21 protein-coding genes are annotated in these 19769 nt (G+C 49.2%); 9 read left to right on the forward strand and 12 right to left on the reverse strand.

From position 1 onward, the window contains the following. The first annotated feature begins 24 nt into the window (after positions 1-24). The 3 genes from IEV98_RS08560 (at position 25) to IEV98_RS08570 (ending at position 3234) form a co-directional block, all read left to right on the forward strand. Entirely contained in the window at positions 25-1815 is a 1791-nt protein-coding gene (locus IEV98_RS08560; RefSeq protein ID WP_188505439.1) for an acyl-CoA dehydrogenase FadE, read from the forward strand. A gap of 220 nt (positions 1816-2035) precedes the next feature. Further along, the gene (locus IEV98_RS08565) at positions 2036-2584 is read left to right on the forward strand and encodes an RNA polymerase sigma factor (RefSeq protein WP_229738634.1); all 549 of its coding nucleotides are present in this window, start codon (positions 2036-2038) and stop codon (positions 2582-2584) included. Beyond that, positions 2581-3234 (forward strand): hypothetical protein, encoded by a 654-nt coding sequence (locus tag IEV98_RS08570; protein WP_188505440.1) that lies wholly within the window; start codon positions 2581-2583, stop codon positions 3232-3234. Before IEV98_RS08565 ends, IEV98_RS08570 begins: the two co-directional genes overlap by 4 nt. 3 nt (positions 3235-3237) lie before the next feature. Here IEV98_RS08570 and IEV98_RS08575 read toward each other — a convergent pair whose 3' ends face one another. Together IEV98_RS08575 and pepT are read right to left on the reverse strand one after the other, a co-directional pair. Then, positions 3238-3813, reverse strand: a complete 576-nt coding sequence (locus tag IEV98_RS08575) for a nitroreductase family protein (RefSeq protein WP_188505441.1) — start codon at positions 3811-3813, stop codon at positions 3238-3240. A gap of 31 nt (positions 3814-3844) precedes the next feature. Further along, positions 3845-5107: a peptidase T gene (pepT, locus tag IEV98_RS08580; RefSeq protein WP_188505442.1), complete on the reverse strand. Its 1263-nt coding sequence runs from the start codon at positions 5105-5107 to the stop codon at positions 3845-3847. A gap of 159 nt (positions 5108-5266) precedes the next feature. Between pepT and IEV98_RS08585 the strand changes: the two genes are divergently transcribed. After that, positions 5267-6544 (forward strand): NAD(P)/FAD-dependent oxidoreductase, encoded by a 1278-nt coding sequence (locus tag IEV98_RS08585; protein WP_188505443.1) that lies wholly within the window; start codon positions 5267-5269, stop codon positions 6542-6544. A 21-nt stretch (positions 6545-6565) separates the two neighbouring features. Here IEV98_RS08585 and IEV98_RS08590 read toward each other — a convergent pair whose 3' ends face one another. The 3 genes from IEV98_RS08590 to IEV98_RS08600 are packed head-to-tail and all read right to left on the reverse strand — an operon-like array spanning position 6566 to position 8990. Then, on the reverse strand, positions 6566-7396 hold the full coding sequence (locus IEV98_RS08590; protein WP_188505444.1) for a universal stress protein: 831 nt from the start codon (positions 7394-7396) through the stop codon (positions 6566-6568). Between the two features lie 10 nt (positions 7397-7406). Then, positions 7407-8174 carry a DUF4197 domain-containing protein gene (locus IEV98_RS08595; RefSeq protein WP_188505445.1) on the reverse strand — a complete coding sequence of 256 codons (768 nt, stop codon included), beginning with the start codon at positions 8172-8174 and terminating at the stop codon, positions 7407-7409. Positions 8175-8201: 27 nt separating this feature from the next. Then, positions 8202-8990, reverse strand: coding sequence for a glycerophosphodiester phosphodiesterase (locus IEV98_RS08600; RefSeq protein WP_188505446.1), 789 nt, complete (start codon positions 8988-8990; stop codon positions 8202-8204). Between the two features lie 194 nt (positions 8991-9184). On the opposite strand from IEV98_RS08600, the gene IEV98_RS08605 reads away from it, so the two are divergent. Beyond that, positions 9185-9451 (forward strand): DUF2752 domain-containing protein, encoded by a 267-nt coding sequence (locus tag IEV98_RS08605; RefSeq protein WP_229738715.1) that lies wholly within the window; start codon positions 9185-9187, stop codon positions 9449-9451. Continuing rightward, positions 9438-9797 (forward strand): NINE protein, encoded by a 360-nt coding sequence (locus IEV98_RS08610; protein ID WP_188505447.1) that lies wholly within the window; start codon positions 9438-9440, stop codon positions 9795-9797. The genes IEV98_RS08605 and IEV98_RS08610 overlap by 14 nt, the downstream gene beginning before the upstream one ends. On the opposite strand, the gene IEV98_RS08615 is transcribed toward IEV98_RS08610, so the two are convergent. Then, the gene (locus IEV98_RS08615; RefSeq protein ID WP_188505448.1) at positions 9794-10438 is read right to left on the reverse strand and encodes an HD domain-containing protein; all 645 of its coding nucleotides are present in this window, start codon (positions 10436-10438) and stop codon (positions 9794-9796) included. The two genes, IEV98_RS08610 and IEV98_RS08615, sit on opposite strands and share 4 nt — an antisense overlap. Beyond that, entirely contained in the window at positions 10438-11616 is a 1179-nt protein-coding gene (locus tag IEV98_RS08620; protein WP_188505449.1) for a THUMP domain-containing class I SAM-dependent RNA methyltransferase, read from the reverse strand. Before IEV98_RS08620 ends, IEV98_RS08615 begins: the two co-directional genes overlap by 1 nt. 148 nt (positions 11617-11764) lie before the next feature. Between IEV98_RS08620 and IEV98_RS08625 the strand changes: the two genes are divergently transcribed. Continuing rightward, on the forward strand, positions 11765-12157 hold the full coding sequence (locus IEV98_RS08625) for a DUF3127 domain-containing protein (protein ID WP_188505450.1): 393 nt from the start codon (positions 11765-11767) through the stop codon (positions 12155-12157). 167 nt (positions 12158-12324) lie between these two features. Here IEV98_RS08625 and IEV98_RS08630 read toward each other — a convergent pair whose 3' ends face one another. Next, positions 12325-13065 carry a hypothetical protein gene (locus IEV98_RS08630; protein ID WP_188505451.1) on the reverse strand — a complete coding sequence of 247 codons (741 nt, stop codon included), beginning with the start codon at positions 13063-13065 and terminating at the stop codon, positions 12325-12327. A 161-nt stretch (positions 13066-13226) separates the two neighbouring features. On the opposite strand from IEV98_RS08630, the gene IEV98_RS08635 reads away from it, so the two are divergent. Beyond that, positions 13227-15176: a tetratricopeptide repeat-containing sensor histidine kinase gene (locus tag IEV98_RS08635; protein WP_188505452.1), complete on the forward strand. Its 1950-nt coding sequence runs from the start codon at positions 13227-13229 to the stop codon at positions 15174-15176. Then, the gene (locus tag IEV98_RS08640; protein ID WP_188505453.1) at positions 15169-15780 is read left to right on the forward strand and encodes a response regulator; all 612 of its coding nucleotides are present in this window, start codon (positions 15169-15171) and stop codon (positions 15778-15780) included. Before IEV98_RS08635 ends, IEV98_RS08640 begins: the two co-directional genes overlap by 8 nt. Positions 15781-15789: 9 nt before the next feature. Here the strand turns inward: IEV98_RS08640 and IEV98_RS08645 are convergent, their stop codons facing one another. The 4 genes from IEV98_RS08645 to IEV98_RS08660 form a co-directional block, all read right to left on the reverse strand. Then, positions 15790-16290, reverse strand: coding sequence for a fumarate hydratase (locus IEV98_RS08645; protein WP_188505454.1), 501 nt, complete (start codon positions 16288-16290; stop codon positions 15790-15792). Beyond that, entirely contained in the window at positions 16287-17684 is a 1398-nt protein-coding gene (gene fumC, locus IEV98_RS08650; RefSeq protein ID WP_188505455.1) for a class II fumarate hydratase, read from the reverse strand. Before fumC ends, IEV98_RS08645 begins: the two co-directional genes overlap by 4 nt. A 79-nt stretch (positions 17685-17763) precedes the next feature. Further along, entirely contained in the window at positions 17764-18993 is a 1230-nt protein-coding gene (locus tag IEV98_RS08655) for a hypothetical protein (RefSeq protein ID WP_188505456.1), read from the reverse strand. Beyond that, on the reverse strand, positions 18990-19598 hold the full coding sequence (locus IEV98_RS08660; RefSeq protein WP_188505457.1) for a Crp/Fnr family transcriptional regulator: 609 nt from the start codon (positions 19596-19598) through the stop codon (positions 18990-18992). The genes IEV98_RS08655 and IEV98_RS08660 overlap by 4 nt, the downstream gene beginning before the upstream one ends. Positions 19599-19769 lie beyond the last annotated feature (171 nt).

Consider the following 19769-nt stretch of genomic DNA (forward strand, 5'->3'; position numbering starts at 1 on the left):
AGAAGACAGTTGAATAGGTTGATCATGGAAACGAGAAATAAATCGGCAATAAAAGGTGGAGAGTTTGTGGTTAGGGAAACGTCCTACGAGGATGTATTCATCCCGGAGGAATTCGATGAGGAACAGGTGATGATCCGGCAGACATGCGAGGACTTCTTGAAAGCCGAGGTATTCGGGAACCTCGACCGGATTGATGCGCAGGAGGAGGGCCTGATGCAAAGCCTGCTCGACAAAGCCGGTGAATTGGGACTGCTGAGTGTATCCATCCCGGAAGAATACGGTGGATTCGGTAAAAATTTCAATACGTCGATGCTGGTGGCTGATGCCGTTGGAGCAGGTCATTCGTTTGCAGTTGCACTTTCTGCTCACACGGGTATCGGTACGCTGCCGATTCTCTACTATGGTAACGCCGCACAAAAGGAAAAATACATTCCGAAATTGGCTACCGGCGAATGGAAGGCCGCCTACTGCCTTACGGAGCCCAACTCGGGGTCTGATGCCAACTCCGGGCGCACCAGTGCTAAACTCAATGATGAAGGCACACACTACCTTCTCAATGGGCAGAAGATGTGGATCACCAACGGTGGGTTTGCCGACGTATTCATCGTGTTTGCCAAGATTGCGGACGACAAGAACCTGACTGCGTTCATTGTGGAGCGCGAATTTGGGGGCATTACCATGAATCCCGAGGAACACAAATTGGGTATCAAGGGATCGTCTACCCGGCAAGTGTTTTTCAACGACTGCCCTGTGCCGGTTGAGAACATGCTTTCCGAACGGGAAAATGGGTTCAAAATTGCCGTGAATATCCTCAACGTGGGGCGTATCAAGCTGGGGGCAGCGACAATTGGTTCTTCCCGGCGGGTAGTCAACCAGGCTGTGGGTTACGCCAATGAACGCGTGCAATTCGGCCTATCCATTTCTAAATTCGGGGCCATCCGTTATAAACTCGCCGAGATGGCCACACGGAATTTCGCCATAGAAAGTGCGGCCTACCGGGCAGGGCAAAATATCGACGATGCGTATGAGGCACTGGTGGCTGGCGGGATGGATGCTGCAAAGGCTAAATTGAAATCAACTGAAGCGTTTGCGATCGAATGTGCGATATTGAAGGTATGGGGATCGGAAATGCTCGACTATGTGGTCGATGAGGGCGTACAGATATATGGTGGGATGGGATATTCCGCTGATGCTCCGATGGAGCGCGCCTACCGCGACTCACGGATCAATCGCATATTTGAAGGTACGAATGAGGTAAATCGACTCCTCATCGTGGATATGTTGCTGAAACGTGCCCTTAAAGGCGAACTCGACCTGATGGGACCTGCCCAAGCCGTGGCCAGTGAGCTGATGGCCATCCCTGATTTCGGAGAACCGGACGATAAGCCCTTCGCCTACGAAAAACAGCTCATCGCCAACCTCAAGAAAGCAGGTTTGTTGGTGGCGGGGGCGGCTGTGCAGAAATTGATGATGACCCTACAGAAAGAACAAGAGATCCTGATGAATATTGCAGATATGATCGGTTATGTTTATATCGCTGAATCGATCCTATTGCGCGCGGAAAAATTAGTAAAGCTGCGTGGTGAGGGCGCCGTGCAGGGGCAGCTTGATGCGGCACGGATTTACTTGCATACCGCGATTGATAACGTATATCTGGCGGGTAAAGAAGCACTTCATTCCTTTGCACAGGGGGATGAATTGAAAATGATGCTCGTGGGGCTCCGGCGTTTTACAAAAGCCGAACCCTACAACATCAAAGATGCCCGGCAACGGGTAGCCAAACAGCTAATCGAAGCAAATGGCTGGTGTTTTTAAGCGTTCAGCTGAAATTCACAAACACACATGAAGGCGGAGCCGGGGCGGGGAAACTCGTCCCGGCTCTTTGTTAACGTTAGACATTATGGAAACGGATTGGCGGTTGCATCTTCATAGAACAAGGTGGGTAATTTGGGCTTGGAAAATTGCAATCAAAAGTAAATTTTGTATGTTTGGTTGGAGGCAGTAACATAGTACCGAATTTTAAATCCGGCGATCCGTGCAGTCAGAGCAACAATTAGTACAGGAATACAGAAAGACTGGCAATTTGCAGCTCTTGGGCAGGTTGTACGAACCGTATATGCCGCTTGTCTATGGGCTGTGCTTCAAATATTACAAAGACGAGGCAAAGAGTGAAGACGCAGTGATGCAGATTTTCGAATCACTTATCACCAAACTGCGTATCCATGAGGTCAGTAATTTCAAGAGCTGGCTGTATTCATTGGCGAGAAACCATTGCTTGATGGATTTACGGATAGGCAATCGTATCAGTGTGGTCGATATTGATGAACACCTTGTGGAAAGTGATCTATTTCTGCATCAACATGATAGTGGGGAGCGTATTCCCGAGGAGCGGCTCGTGCTGATGGAGTCTTGCCTGGGTGAGCTCAATGCCGAGCAGCAAACATGTGTGCGGCTATTTTATCTGGAACAGAAATGCTATCGGGAGGTGGCCGAAATTACCGGCTATGATCTTAACAAGGTGAAAAGCCATATTCAGAATGGTAAACGTAACCTGAAAATCTGTATGGAGAAAAAACAAGGATGAACGAAAACTACCACGTAATTCGCATACAACAGTACCTCAATGGCAAACTGAGCCGTGAAGAGATGTATCAACTTGAGCGGGAAGCACTGGACGACCCGTTGCTTCAGGACGCCCTTGATGGGTATGGAATGCAAGATGAGGTGAGCCATCGCCGGTTGAGCCTGTTACAACAACGCTTGGCTGCCCGCATTGCCGTGCAGGCGAAAGAACGCAATGCGTTTTATTTCGGTTGGCAGCGCTTAGGCGTGGCGGCTACTGCCTGCGTGCTGATGGTGCTCGTACTGGTGCTGTTGTGGATACGCCGTCATCCCGAGACGTCTCGGGCTACCGAGAAAGAAGTGCATGTGGAGTTGGCATCCCCTGGAAGCAGGGTGGCGATTCACGCAGCTGCCGTGGAGGGCGACGGGCTGGATGCGTTGCCGGAAGGCGGATGGGAGAAGTTCAACGCCTACCTTGCAAGCGCCGGAAGCGGTACCGGCGCAACAGGAAAAGTAACCTTAGCCTTTGATATTGATGCGCAGGGAAAGCCGACTTCCATTCGAGAAACCGGAAATGTAGATGACCGGCTCTCGGGCGCCGCGCGGCGATTATTGGTGGGGGGGCCTTTGTGGAGCGGGACGAGGGGAGTGGTGGCGATCACGTTTGAATAAGTGTCAACCCTCCCATGTTATTTTTTTAGCAATTGGTTTGCGGGTCGGCTTCCGTGGCGATTCGTCATGATAACCCATGTAAAAGAAACCAAGGCATTCCTCATTATTGGCCAATCTTAAGAAATCGCCTAGATGCTTTATTGTACCGGGACTGCTCCAATAGCCCCCAATACCCGCGGCCGCCGTGGCAAGCCATAGGTTCTGCACGGCGCATGCCGTGGCAGCAAGCTCTTCCCACCGGGGTACGGTGTCACTGTAGGATACAACAATAGCGATGACTGCACCCGACCGAAGCACTTTTTCGCGTGTATTCTCCTGTTTTTTTTGCAGGAATTGCTCAGCAGGCGTATGCCTTTGATATAACGCGGCCAGCTGATCCGCTAGCCTGGTCAATCCGCTTTCGCGGAATACGACGAATCGCCAGGGCTGGGTGAGTTTATGCGTAGGCGCTGCATTGGCACAATCCAGTAACTCAATCAGTAATTCGGCTGGTATTGCCTGATCAGTGTAACTAGGAGGAAATACCGAGCGCCGGTAGGTGATTAGCTTTTTGATTGTTTCGAAATCGCTTGAGGGCATATGTTCCGTTATTAGTCCGTATTTGAAGATTTTATGATCTTTCCTCCCACAATAGCGTGATATGTAAAATCGTCCGTATGGCCTTTTCCATATCCTGTATAGTCACCCATTCTTGCCTGCCATGGAAGGCGTGGCCGCCTGCGAAAATGTTGGGACAGGGGAGGCCCATGAATGAAAGCCTCGAACCGTCGGTGCCCCCGCGTATACTTCGCCGAAGTGGTTGCATCCCTGCGCGACGGATGGCTTCCAATCCGATTTCCATGATTTGTGGATGGCTATCGAGTACCTGTTTCATGTTTCGGTATTGTTCGCTGACCCGGAATTGATAGGTACAGCCCGGGTATCGGGCAATCGCGGCTTTCACGATGTCTTCCAGTTCCTGTTCGTGGGCCTGTAGGTTTTCATCGATAAAATCACGCACAATGAAATCCAGTGTAACTTGTTCTACGCCGCCATTGATGGATACCGGATGCACGAAACCTGCTCGGCCGCTGGTGCTTTCCGGTGAAAGCCGCTCTTGGGGTAATTTGCTGACGATTTCCGATGCAATCTTGACGGCACTTTGGAGCTTACCTTTGGCAAATCCCGGATGGACGCTGATGCCGTTAATCGTGACAGTAACCCCGTCCGCGGAAAACGTTTCATCTTCAATGGAACCTGCCGTTTCGCCATCTACGGTATAGGCAAAGTCGGCACCCAGTTTAGCTAAATCCACCCTGTCCACGCCACGACCGATTTCCTCGTCGGGCGTAAAGAGAATTTTGATGGTGCCGTGTTTGATTTCGGGATGAGCCATCAGCAATTCAGCAGCAGTCATGATTTCCGCAATGCCTGCCTTGTCATCTGCACCCAAAAGCGTCGTGCCGCTTGCCGTGATGATGTCGTTGCCGAGTTGGTTTGATAAATCGGGATGTTCGTCGTATTTGATAATGACTGAAGGGTCGTCAGGCAAGACCAGGTCGTCGCCCTGATAGTTTCGATGCACAATGGGCTTCACGTCTGTTCCGGAGGAATCCGGGGAGGTGTCCATATGCGAGCAGAAGCAGATGGTGGGAACCTTTTTATCGCTGGTTGCCGGAATGGTCGCATAGACATAGCCGTAATCATCCATATGAGCGTCAGTGATGCCCATCGCCAATAATTCGCTTGCCAGCAGCCTCCCGAGGTTCTTCTGCTTCTCGGTGGAAGGATAAGTTTGTGATGAAGGGTCTGATTGGGTATCTACCTGAACGTATCGGATGAACCGGTCAGATACGGTTGATGTAGCCAGTGTATTTATTGTCGAATCATTCATGGTGGTGCCAAAGATAGGAAATATCCGCTGTGTAAATCGATTCTTCGCTATCACCAATTACATGCCGAAATGGAGTTTAACTTGACCGTTTTTATACGTTTACCGGGAATTCTGAAAAACTTTATGTAATTTGAGCGGTAGTTCAGCTAAAAAATCCGAATGAAAGATAATACCAAACACGTCATTGTCATCGGCGGCGGATTTGCAGGGATCAATTTTGTTAAGCAATTGGAAAAAGATAAGCGGTTTTTGATCACGTTGGTAGACCGAAATAATTATCACTTTTTCCCACCATTGATTTATCAGGTTTCCACGGCGTTTATCGAGTCGTCCAATATTTCCTATCCGTTTCGACGATTGTTTCAGGAAAAGCCCCATGTCCGGTTTCATATGGGTGAATTGAAACGCATCGATCCGATGGCGAAACAGGTAGAGACTACGACGGGTACGCTAGTATACGACTATCTGGTGTTGGCTATGGGAACCGCGACAAATTATTTTGGTTTTGAAAATATCGCCAGGTATGCCATGCCGATGAAGACGCTTGATGATGCGATGAACCTGCGGAATCACATCCTATTACGCATGGAGTGTGCCGTACGGACTACCGATCTGGCCGAACGGAATAAAGCGATGAATGTTGTCATTGCCGGAGGCGGTCCTACAGGGGTGGAGTTAGCAGGTATTCTCGCCGAAATGGGCAGGGAAATTTTAGCTAAGGAGTACCCCGAGTTAAGCGATCTCAAATCCCATCTGTATATCGTCAACTCCGCACCGGTATTACTACCACCAATGAGCACAAAGGCACAACAGGAGGCTTACAAGGTGCTCGAAAAATTGGGTGCCCGGATTATCCTAAATACCAAGGTTGTTGATTACGTGTCCAACAATGTCGTATTGAGCAATGGTGAGACCATTCCCGCAGATACCCTGGTTTGGACATCCGGCGTGACCGCCGTCCGTGTTGAGGGGATTGCTCCAGAAGTCGTTATATCTGGTGGGCGTATTAAAGTGGATGCCTTCAATCGGATGGCGGAAACCGATACGGTGTTTGCCTTGGGCGACCAATGCCTTTCGATGCATGATGCCAATTATCCGGAAGGCCACCCGCAGGTAGCCCAGGTAGCGATTCAGCAAGGAACATTGCTGGGCAAAAACCTGTCGCGCTTGATTGACGGTAAGCCCATGAAGCCGTTCGTATACCACAACAAGGGAACAATGGCTATCATTTCGAAATACCGGGCTGTCGTCGATTTGCCCACCGGATTTCTAAGCGGATGGATTGCGTGGGTCAGTTGGTTGTTCGTCCACATCATTCCATTGATCGGTTTCCGCAATAAGTTTGTGCTGGCCACGAATTGGGCATGGTCATTTATTACCAACGACCCGACATTGCGACTGATTTTACGGCCGGACAAAAAGGAACGGACTCCATAACATCGTGCACCCGTAGTTGTGTCAAGCCACGGGTTTATTCTTCAGCAATACAACAGGTACATCGGCAATATTCAGGAGTTTTTTGCTTACGCTGCTATGGAAAAGCCGTTGAAAAAAGCCGTAGTTCCGTGATGCCATCAAGATAAGATCGATCTGGTGTTTTTTTACGTAGTCAAAAATGCCTTCAGCCTTGTCCATGTGTTCACTGATAACTTCAAAGATGGGGTGGAGGGATTCCAGCATGTTGAGGATTTCCTGCTTACCCAGGATTTTATCGGGTGTCTGCCCTTGCGTTGCCGCATCCACATGCACCACATGCGTTTCGGCGTGAAGTTGGCTGGCCAAGCGGATAATACTTGCTGACGGGGTAACATACGCTACGTTTTTTAAATCGGTCGCATAGACCACCTTATTAACTGGCCTGAAAACATGGTTACGTGGTACGATGAGCAAGGGTGCAGCTCCGGATTCGGCTACGGCCATCGTATTGCGGCCAATCAGCGTATTTTCGATGTCGGATAATCCGGCGATGCCCATCACGATCATGGACACCGCATGTTGTTCGACAATGGCCGCTACACCTGCCGCGACGGATTTGTCGTCGGCCAAAAATACAAAGCGCTCCATTGATCGCGCAGTTGGTAGGTGCAGCTTTATCGGTATTTTTTCAAGGTGCTTAATGGTCGACTGCTGGTATCCCGTATGTTCATCATAGCCATCAGAAGGCCTATGGGCATAGGAATGGTAAAAAATCACCTTTGTTGCATCAAGGTGTGCGGCCATATCCACGGCATATTGCGCTGCCGTATAGGACACATCCGAAAAATCCATGGGAATCAAAAACGTCTTCATAGGCAAAGGTTTATTTTTTTTGCTTATCGGCATATCCAAATACCTTTTGCAGTAATGGCGTGGTGCGTGCACCCCCGAGGTTGTCGCGTATTTTCAACTCTTCCTGCGCGACCTGGTAAAACAGGCCAGCTATCGCTTTCTGGGTGACATACTTGTTCAGATCGGTTTCTATTTTATCGCTTACCAGGGGAATCTGATTGTAACGCGTTACCACGGCACTCCAGTATTGGGCAACGTTATGCTTGCCAAGGGCACCCTCCACAATGGGGCTGAACCGCTTTGCAAGCTCATTGGTAGTGGTTCGTTTAAAAAAATCAGTGGCGGCATCCTGCTGTCCGCTGAGCAGGATATTCGTCGCGTCGCGGATAGTCAGTTGCGAAAGTGCCGACACAAAAACCGGGGCTGCTTCCTTTACTGCACTTTCTGCAGCCCGGTTGAGGCTTTGGATAAGGTTGTCGCAAAGCGAGCCTAAACCGATACTCCGGAGGGTGCTTTCTACTTTCTGTGCTTCAGGAGGCATCAGTATCTTCACGGCAGCGTTACCCAAAAAACCGTCTTGAACAGCTAACGATTTGATGCTGCGGTCCAGCCCCTGGCTCAATGCCTGCTTGATACCCGATGCAGCCTCACTGGAGCTAACGGATGTGGTGGGGTTGCCGGATGGCGTGGAACTACCGGTTCCGCTGGCGCTACCGAGCTGGTTAAGGGTATCACACTGGGTAAACACCAACAGCAGGAAAGACGTGGAAATGCATGTTTTTAAGCTGCTCCTGTTCATCGGGTAGTTCCTCCTTATTCTAGTTCTTTAATCTTTACTATGCCGCTCAATGACATCAAGCAATAAGGCCGGTTCGTCTGTCGTGATGAATTCGACCCTTTGATGCAGTAGGTTGCGCATTTCATCTTCGGTATTCACGGTCCACGCGTTGATGGCGAGGCCAAGGTCGTGCGATTCTTTTATCCAAGTAGGGTTTTTCTTGAATACACTGAAATGGTAATCCAACCCGGTGAGACCATCCTTTTTAGCCTGCGCCGGCGTCACGTCGCCATTAAGGTAATACACTTTGGCATCCGGATCAAGCTCAATGATGCGTTTGCAGGCGTCATAGTCAAAGGCGATATATTCCACCCGCTCTTCGGCGCCCAGACTTTTCACGAGCTGCACGGCCAAATCAGCGGAATGCAGCGTACGTTCCTTGCCCAGTTCGGAAGACTTGAGTTCATAGATCAGCTTGGTCTTTTTCTGTTTCATCCCTTCGCGCAGATAGGCTTCCGCTGTGGGGATGGCTTCTCCGTTGGGATGTTTCTTGGCTAACAATTCCGCATAGGTAGCGGTAGCGATGTCAATATCATAAAAATCCTTGTCGTGGTTTACCACCAACACATCATCTTTCGTGAGGTGTACATCAAATTCGGTGCCAGCACATCCCAATTCGATGGCACGGTGCAGGGAGGCAATGGAGTTTTGGGGTAGGCCTTCCACTTTCCACGCCCCCCGATGGGCGATGACGTGGGTTTGAATGGATTGTGCAGTAGATACGTGCCACATGGTACACACGATTAATGTCAAAAAAATACGGATTGCAGTTTTCATGTTTCTAAATTTTCACGAATTGCGTACATTTATGTTAGCGTAAGATGGGTAAAGGTAATCATTTTATTAAACGAGTGAAATTGGGCTTGTGATAATTTGGAAATCTATTGTAACTTTATAACCAATCGAGCATCATAATGGAAATGTACAGCAAGCTATCGTTTTCGAACCTGCCCATCGAATGGGCCTGTTGGATGTCGGCGCTTATCTTGCTTTACTTTTCCAATCCGCATAGCCACCATTTTACGTTATGCCCGTTGGAAAATGCAGGGATAGACTGGTGCCCTGGATGCGGATTGGGACGTTCGATTTCGTTATTTATGCACGGGGAAATACAAGCATCGTTCCGTATGCATTGGTTGGGAATACCGGCATTTTTCGTCATCGCACACCGGATATACAGGTTATCACAAAGAACATATAGTAGTTGGACAAAACATAATCACGATGAACAACCGTAATATATTGATGAGCATCCAGGGGATTACCCCCGAAGAATTGATGTATCTTCAGCACGCCACCGCCACGTTAAGTGAGGAACAACTGAAAAGTTTCGTGTTTCTATACAGTGGGAAACGGAAAAACGCACAGGATATCATGCTATTTACACTGATCGGATTCCTCGGATTTGCCGGTATCCAACGTTTCGTACTCAACCAAGTAGCGATGGGTGTTATTTATTTTCTCACTTTAGGTTTTTGCTGGATCGGTACCATCGTTGACATCATCAATCATAAAAGCATGACCGATGAGTATAATCAACGAATGGCGAGAGAGAGCCTGAACATGGTAATGGGTGGCTTTTAATTGCCTTCCCATTCCTTGTAGAATTGCGTGAGGTATTGCTCCATGAATACATGTCGTTCCTCAGCCATCCGCCGTGCCGTTGCGGTATTCATCTTGCCTTTCAATAGCAGTAACTTTTCATAAAAATGGTTGAGGGTGGGAGCCGTACTGTTTTTGTAGGCTTCTTTATCCTGGTGGACATGAGGTGGGATGTTGGGATTATATAACTCCCTGTTTTTAAATCCGCCATAATGGAAGGCACGGGCAATGCCGATTGCTCCCATGGCGTCCAGACGGTCGGCATCCTGAACAATTTCGAGTTCTTTGGAGTGAAAAGACACGATGCCCAGACTCGCTTTATAAGACATGTTGCTGATAATAGCCTGCACGTGCGTCACTACCTCGGTGGCTACATTGATATTAGCCAGAAACTCCCCCGCTATGCTGGGGCCAATGGATTCATCGCCATCATGGAATTTGCTGTCAGCAATATCGTGGAGCAGGGCGGCCAGTTCGCATGTCATCCGGTCGGCTTGCTCGTGGAGCAGGATGAACTTTACATTATTCCACACCCGGAGGATATGCCACCAATCATGGCCGGCTTCCGCATGGGTAAGCTGCCTGCGTACGAAATCGGCCGTTTGATCAATGTAAGGTTGCATCAATCGGTGTTTTCTTCCCTTGCCCGGCGGCTTCCCGCATAAATTTCGTATTCCAATAGGCGGCAATCTAGTTTGCCATTGTAAAATTCGACCCGCCGCGAAGTGTGGAGGCCAATTTTCTTGGCAAGATCAGGATTGCCTGTAAACACATAGCCACGTTTGCCACCACATTGTTGCTTCAGGAAGTCGCCGATGCGGCTATACGTGGCTTCAAGTTTCGTGTGGACGCCCAGACGCTCCCCGTATTCGGGGTTGAACACCACCAAACCCGTACCCGCCGGTAATGGCGTGTCGGCAAAATCGCAGACATGGAAGTCGATCAGTTGATCCACACCCGCCGTCTTGGCATTCATCAAGGCAATGTCAATGGCGTCCTTGGACAAGTCTGATGCGATGATTTTGGCTGCCGTCTTTTTGTTTACCTGCTCTTTCAGCTTTCGCCGTTCGGCAAAGAAAACCTGTTCGTCATACCCTATAATGTGCATAAAAGCGTAGTTCATGCGGAATAGACCGGGCTTGCGGTTGGTTGCGATAAGTGCCGCTTCGATGGCCAGTGTGCCCGATCCGCACATGGGGTTGACGAAAGCCGACTGCCCGTCCCATGCGGTCGCATAGACCACCCCAGCGGCCAATGCTTCCAGCATCGGTGCTTTGCCGGGATGTTTGCGGTAGCCATGTTTAGCAAGCGTTTCACCCGATGTGTCGAGAAAGACTTCGGCCTGGTCGTCCTGCCAGTAAAGGTGTACGACGGTTTTGTGCAAATCGGGGCCACTATTTGGCCTCAGTCCTTTCTTGCTCTTTATACGATCGGCAATGGCGTCTTTTACCTTTAGATTGGCAAATAATGGCGTGGATATCGTGGGGTTGTTTACGTTGGATGTTACGGAAACGTATCCGTCGAACGCGATAAGGTCCTCCCACGGAATTGCCGATAGGGCTTCATAAAGTTCATCCGGATTGCTGGCGGTAAATGAATGAAGGGAATAAAGTACTTGGCTGGCGCAATGCAGGTTGAGATTGAGCCGGATACAATCGTTTACTGTCGCCGACAGCTCAACTCCCGTTGCGAAACCACGCTTGATTTCGAATCCCAATTGGCGGATTTCACCCTGCAGATAGGGTGAGAGCCTTCTGTTGCAGGTAATGATGATTTTACTGGGGGTGTTGAAAACTTCCATAAGATTTTGGCAAAGGTACTTATTATCGTAAGTAAAAAATATGTAATTTTACCGTTTCATTAAGAACATGTAATTTGTAGTAAACGGAACGGCGGGCTTGGGTCGGTGATTGCTTACTAACCTGGGTTTCGACAAAAAGAAAGAAGTAATGGAAATACGAGGAAAAGTACACGAAATTGGTGATGTTCAGCAAGTTACCGATACTTTTAAGAAACGGGATCTGGTTGTGCAGTATGCGGAGAATCCACAGTTCGTTGAGTATATCAAGTTTGAAGCGACCCAAGATCGGACGGCGATATTTGATAACTTGAATGTGGGTGATGAGGTGGAAGTTTCATTCAATCTGCGTGGGCGTCCTTGGACCAATAGGGATGGATTAACCAGCTACTTCAATTCATTGGTAGCCTGGCGTGTGTCTAAGGTCACTGGTTCACCTGTAGGAGCAGGAGGGCAGTCTGCTCCCGGCCCGCAGTCGTTTGATGCGCCGCCTACTGTGGATATCGCCGCTGACAATGGGAAAGACGATGATTTGCCATTTTAACCGAATATAGTTTTAGTTGATTGTAAATTAAAAAGTGTCCTGACAGCTGTCAGGACGCTTTTTTTGTATACGTTTAGTTTTTGTGACCTATGGATGTGCAGCCATTTGCGGTTCAGAATTTAAAAGTCAACCCCACAGCGAGGATTGAAATCTCATATCCCAAATAGTCAATTGGCCTTCTTGTAGCGGTATTCATGGGTTTCCACCACCTCGTTGGATTCCCGGTTGTAAACCTTGGCGCTTACCGGATAGCCGGCGTCGTTGTAGGTGTATTCCCAGATTTGGTCGACCACACCGGCTATTTTCACAGACCGAGGGTTGTTTACGTAGTGAATTTTCCACGCCCAGGGGTAACTGGTATGCGTGCTTTTCTTGTCGTCAAAATCGCCGTATTCCTGAAGCGCTTGCCCAATCAGGGCCGTTGCCAGGTTTCCCCTGGTATCAAAGGTGTACGTGGACGTCTGTGTCGCCTCTTCGATAAAAAATGTTTCGGTAACCGTATTCTCGGTGTAGGTGTATTGTATGGGAATAACTACATCGCTATCATCGGTCCAGACTCCCGCTGTCGGCCTATCATTATCCCCCTCGTAGGTATACGATTCCCTCAAATAAACTTTGTCAGCCTTCCTTTCTAGCGCAATGAGCCGATCCCGGCTGTCGTAGGTGAATGTAACGGTATGCAGGTCACCGCTGTTTTCGGTCATTAGGTAATGGACGGTTGCGCGATTTCGCTCGTCATATTCGAATTTGGATAGCGTTTGTCCGTTTTTCTTTTGCTCGATCAGTAATAAGTCGCCAGACAGTTCTTTATCGGGGCCGGTGTCTTCACCGCCGTCATTTTTGGAACAGGAAGTAAACACTCCTGCAATCAGTAGCAGCCACAGGGTTTTTCGAATGGTCATCTTCATGGTGTTTGTTAATTAGTTTTTGATATTATTACAAGACAAAAGTACGCGGTTACCGGGCACCGTACTTACCCCCCAAAGGGGGTTTTTAATTGGGTATAAACAACCTACCTTTGCTATCGTAATAACTAACGCAACTGGATAACCCCTTTATAAAAAAGCTGATGGAAAAACATGAACGACGAGATATCCCGTGGCTGCGACTGTTGCTTATCTGCCTAGCGTTTGGCATTGCTGCCCCGGTGCTGGGGCAGTCGCTGGATTCGTTGGAGCAGGCGTTGGCAACAGCGGAGTTGACGAATGCGGAAAAAATAGACGTATATAAAGAGCTCGCGCTGGGGTATATCAATGACCATCCCAGCCGGTCCAGGTTGTTTAGCGCGGAGGGGCTGAGCATAGCGAAAAAGGAAGGCGATCAAAAATCCGAGTCGGCATTTCTGTATTACCTCGGGTCTTCCTATTACGTGAGCACCATGTATGATTCCGCTGCCGTTTATTTAGACAAAGCGTTGGCGTTGGCGCGGCAAAACGGAGATGAAGATAGCGAGGTGTCTACCCTTAAGATGTACGGTCAACTGTATCGACGGCAAGGGCAATACGAAAAAGCGCTGGCACGGTATCTCGAAGCGGTGAAAATCGGCGAACAACTCGAAGATGACCAACAATTGTGCGATGTTTATATGGGTATCGGTGGAACCTATCACCTGATGCAGAATAATACGCAAGCGTTGTATTATTACGGCAAGGCAGAAAAAATTGCGTTGAAGCATGAAAACGGTCAAAACTTGGGCGACATCTATCTCTCATTGAGCAGTGTCTATAAGTACGAAGAGGGCGGCAAAGAAAAAGCCATACATTATGCGGAGGAATCACTTAAAATCCATCGGCAATCAGGTAGTCGTTCTAACGAAATCAGTGCGTTGCAAACACTTTGCGGGGCTTATTTTCAGTATGACGACTACCTCAATGCGATGAAATATGCGGAAGAAGGTCTTCATCTGGCAAAAGAGACTGGCAATACAAACCTCATTGCCCATTCGTATGCGGATATCTCCAGTATCAGCTATTACATGCAACAATATGAAAGATCTGCCGAAGCTGCATTGGTGGCGCTGGAAACTGATTCGACAGATCATCATCTGAAACTAACGGTATTTTCCAACCTACCGTTGATATATGCCCATTTGGGAAAGCTAGATGCGATGGAGGAGTATTTTGCACGATACAAATCGGCTGTAGACAATTATAGCAATGAAACGTATCAAAACTCCCTGACCGAAATGGAGGTAAAGTACGAAACCGAAAAAAAAGAACTCAAGATAGGTGCTTTAGAAAAACAACGGCAATTGCATGGCTGGCTAGGTGTTGCAGGGGCAACCGTATTACTTATCGCACTGGCATTCGCCTTCATACGGTACCGGTTGGCGGTGAGCCGGAGGAAATTGGCAGAAGCCGAAACCCGACGCTTGGAGCAGGAACAGCAATTGGTTGCGGTACAGGCCACGCTGGATGGTGAAGCGGCCGAACGGTCGCGCCTAGCCAAGGACCTGCACGACGGACTGGGCAGCATGCTGTCTGCAGTGAAAATCAATTTGCCACGGGTGAAGGGCGATGCGTTGCTGGAAGCGGTTGATGTATCCCGCTTTCAGACAGCGTTGGGTATGCTTGATGATTCCATTCAGGAGCTTCGCCGCGTGGCGCACCACATGATGCCGGAGTCACTCCTGCGGTATGGCTTGAAGATTTCCCTCTCGGATTTCTGTGACGCCATCCCGATCGCCCAATTCCATTATTTTGGGGATGAGGCACGCCTGCCTGAGAAACTGGAAATCATGGTTTACCGATGTATCCACGAGCTGGTCAATAATGCGCTGAAACACGCCGAGGGTACGCAGATTAATGTGCAATTGATTCAGGAGCCCGAGCGACTATCCTTCACCGTACAGGATGATGGCAAAGGCTTTGATGAGCATACGGTATCGGAAGGGATGGGATTGCAGAATATCCGCCAGCGTGTGGCGGCTTTTCAGGGTAAAATGGCGATTTATTCATCCGGACATGGGACGGAAATCCACGTGGAATTGCAATTGACAAATAAAGACAGCAATGATTAGCGTAGCCATCATAGATGATCATAAAATTCTTACCGAGGGATTGGCGAACCTGATTGATGAATCGGGTATTGCGACCGTTATCGGTGTAGCACACAGCGCTGCGGATTGCCGGCTTTCCCTCGGCTTCTGGAGGCCGGATGTATTGCTCCTCGATGTCGGCTTACCGGACGTCAGCGGAGTGGATTTCTGCAGGGAAGTGAAAGCGCAGTTTCCGGAAATCAACGTGTTGGCACTGACGACGCACAACGAATATGCGATTGTACGACAGATGTTGGACAATGGTGCTTCGGGCTACTTGGTCAAGAATGCCATGGCCGATGAGGTATTGGCCGGCATAGCGGCGGTGGCCGCTGGTAGGACATTCCTCTGCCATGAAATCGACCTCTTGATGAAGAAGCCATCATCGAAGAATATCTGGCTGAGCCCGCGGGAACGCGAGTTGCTCCGCTTGATTTCGGAGGGACTAACCAACGGTGAAATTGCCGAACAGATTTTTTTGAGCCCTGAGACCATCAAGGGTTATCGTAAGAACCTGTTACTCAAGCTGGGTGCAAAAAATACAGCAGTGCTGGTGAAAATGGCACTGGAGCAAAAATTGATTTGATCGGCCTGGTCATTCCCAGCGTTTCCTGGGTACACAAGTAATATCGGCCGTTTTACGCAACAGGAGCGGCCGTTGGTCATAACGGTTTTCCAGCATCAACGAGTCGGCCGTATAGCGGACGATTTTGAAACGGGGCAGGTATTGTCCGATGCGGTAGCAACCCGAGATTTTCTGGCGCCAATCGGCTTTGGTGTATAGTCCATCCACAATCAAACTATCACCCCTTACCACATAGATTCCTTTGGCATATTCTGTCCATTGCCCTTCATTATAGCAGGAATCAGCGATATTTTTGGCTTTGGAGGTAACGTGCATGGTGGCGTAGACGGAGTCGCAGGTGAATTTCAGCTCATGCAGCGTATACCGCAACAACGCGTGCTGCATGGGAATGCTGTCTTGCTTCCATACTCCTTGCAAATAATCAGCGCCTTCGTATTGGATATCAGGATTGAAGCGGCAGCTTCCTGCCAGCAAAAGGAACGCAACGGCTAAAAATAACCGGCAACTCATTTCAACCCACCGATCATGTCTTCTGGCCGTACCCACTCGTCAAACTGTTCGTTGGTGAGTAATCCCAGTTCAAGCGCGGCTTCCCGTAGCGATTTGCTTTCTTTGTGTGCTTTTTTGGCGATTTTGGCCGCGTTCTCGTAACCGATGTGCGGATTAAGTGCCGTAACAAGCATCAGCGAATTTTCTACATGCTTTTTGATGCCTTCATCATTCGGTTCAATGCCGATGGCGCAGTGATCGTTGAAGGATACACAGGCATCGCCGATCAGTTGGGCAGATTGCAAGAAATTGGCGGCCATGACGGGTTTGAATACATTGAGTTCATAGTGCCCATTGGCGCCGCCGAATGCGATGGTCACATCGTTGCCGATAACCTGCGCGGCCACCATCGTGAGCGCTTCGCATTGCGTGGGGTTTACCTTGCCCGGCATGATGGATGAACCCGGTTCGTTTTCCGGAATATGGATTTCGCCGATGCCGGAACGCGGGCCGGAAGCTAGCATCCGGATGTCGTTGGCGATTTTATGCAACGATACAGCAAGCTGTTTCAATGCACCATGGCTTTCCACGATGGCATCGTGGGAAGCGAGCGCCTCGAATTTGTTGGGTGCCGTGCGGAAAGGCAGTCCAGTAAAGTCAGCAATATATTGGGCCACGTTTTCGGCATAGCCCTTTGGCGTATTGATGCCAGTTCCTACGGCAGTGCCGCCCAATGCCAACTCCGCGAGATGTGCCAACGTATTGTTAAGCGCTTTGAGGCCGTAATTGAGTTGCGCTACGTACCCCGAAAACTCCTGTCCGAGTGTCAGCGGTGTGGCATCCATCAAATGCGTACGGCCGATTTTTACGACGTTGGCGAATGCTTCCGATTTTGCTTTCAGTGTATCGCGCAGTTTTTCAACACCGGGTATAGTCGTTTCCACCAATCGTTTATATGCCGCGATATGCATGGCCGTGGGATAGGTGTCGTTCGATGATTGTGATTTGTTGACATCGTCATTGGGGTGAATAAAGGGTTTCCCTTCACCCAGTTTATGGCCCTGCAGCACATGCGCCCGGTTGGATACGACTTCATTGACGTTCATGTTAGATTGGGTACCCGATCCGGTTTGCCAGATTACCAAAGGGAATTGGTCATCCAACTGGCCCGCCAGGATTTCATCACACGCTTGCGCAATCAGATCGCGTTTTTCCGTAGGTAATATACCCGCGTCCATATTGGTGTAAGCCGCGGCCTTTTTAAGGTAGGCAAATGCTTCGATGATTTCCCGGGGCATGGAAGCTGCGGGACCGATCTTGAAATTGTTGCGCGAACGCTCGGTTTGTGCGCCCCAATATTTGTCGGCAGGTACTTGTACCTCACCCATGGTATCGTGTTCTATTCGATATGACATGAAATCGTTGTTTTTGATTACAAGGCAAAGTTAAGAAGATATGGGAGATGTAGGGAAATATAATGGAATAATAAGGGGCTTATTCGCTACGCTGGCTCCAAAGCAGGCCAGTCAGGCCGATCAGGATAATGGCGGCGGCGAAGGCGAGGAGTAATGGGATATGCTTGATGTAGACGTACGTCAATCCTGCAATCCCTTGTGCCATCAGCAACAGCTCATTCAATACGATGCCTGCCACCAAGATGAATGTCGAAACGAAGGCTGGCCGATTGCTTGTCAGCGACCGGTTCAGATAGGCATAAGCGATGATAAATAGACTGATGATAACCAACAGTACCAGGTGCAAATAACCGATGACAATGGGGCGAAAACCGTAACTCAACTGACTCAGGGATGGAATGACCGAAAGCCCTTGGAGCGTGAATTTGATGGTCGCTGCGGTAACGACTCCGAGAAACAGCCATTTGGAAACCATCGGGATGTGGTGCCGGAATAAAGGCAATTTAATCGCCCAAGCACGTATCCAGGCAATCCATGCGGTGCCTTGCCCAACTACCGCGGCCACGGCAATCGCGTACAACCAGCCGGGCATATCCCACCAAAGTATGGAAAGCAGGTAGGTGACGGGACAAGTCCATGCAAACAGCCAGTATACCATCCTCGTATGGGTTAGGGTTACTTTCTTTTGAATAAGCCAATGCTGTATCAACCCCATACACGCGAAGAAGAACCAGCCATTGTACTGGAAATGCAGGTAAAAGTATACCGAGGCAAGCTGTAACCGGGAATCCGTATTGTTGGACGCCATTAAGTAGGCCAGAAAAAAGGTGCCGATTGATGAGAGCACAAGAAAGACTAGCGCTGCCCGAAACCAACGATAGCCGCTTGATTTGCGATCGGCCTTTGTCATATCCCGCCACGATAAGACCGCGAAACCATACGAGATTACAACCGAAACAGATGAGGTGAAGATGGAAAATGGGCCGTAGCCCTGAAAAAAGAAGCCAACCAGCATGCCGTAGCTCGCGAGCAGGTTGGCTACGAGAAAGACTTGGTACTTCAAGGAAAGGTTTTCATGGCTTTTACGGTTAGCAATAACGGCGGCCATCAATACCATCAGCGCATGGGATACCCAGCCTGAAAAGGCAAAGTGGGAATGCGCGTGAAGTAGAAATTTTTGATTGATCGCGGGTAGGGGAAGCAGCATTTTCAGCCGCATCAACATGCCCAGTGCGGCAACCAATAAGAGGTTGGATAACGCCAATATCATCCATTGCCGTACCGTGATATGTCGGAGCCTGGCAATCATATGCCATCGGCCGGAATAAAAACTTTCCCTTTCACGATACATAATTTGTCTTCCTGTTGCATCTGCTTGATTGCCCGAATAACGGTTTCTACCCGCAGGCCGGCCATATTGGCCAGCTGTTGGCGGGTAACCATCAGCCGGTTGCAGTCCTTGCAGATGAGTTTACCCTGCCGATTGAAGTAATCGATGAGGGCTGAAAGAACGGCCTGTGGATGGTTTTTGGACAGGGCGTGAAGCACGAAGAATTTGAAGCGCAGGTGTGCAACCAGCGCCTTGGTGAATGCGAGGTGGATATCAGGCCGTTCGGTCAATAATTCATGGAAGGATGCGGTGCATAACCGTAATATCGTACAAGGTGAGTCGGCCACGGCACTGGCTGCGTAGGGCTCCCCATCGAAGAGGGGAAATTCACCGAAACTTTCGCCGGGTTCGACAATCTTGTGGAGTATTTCCTTTCCATTATCGTCGAAATTTGACCACCTGACCCTACCCGCAACCAATTGATAGTAGAATGCCGCCGGTGCACCTTCGTTGAAGATGGTTTCGCCTGCTTCGGCATGTCGGTAAGTCGCCCCTTTTTTCAGCAGTAGATTGATGTCGATCATGACTTATCAAGATAGCAGTGACAATATATTGATTGTAAACCAATTCTTCACAAAGGTAGCGGCCTAAGGGCAGGCGTCGTATGATCCTGGTCATCCTTACAGGTGACGACGATCATAAATTCATATATTGCTATTTAACTAGTTGCAAGTCAGAGTGATTTATTTCTTCGG

Origin of the sequence: Parapedobacter pyrenivorans (assembly GCF_014636865.1) — a bacterium.
Taxonomy (GTDB): Bacteria; Bacteroidota; Bacteroidia; order Sphingobacteriales; family Sphingobacteriaceae; genus Parapedobacter; species Parapedobacter pyrenivorans.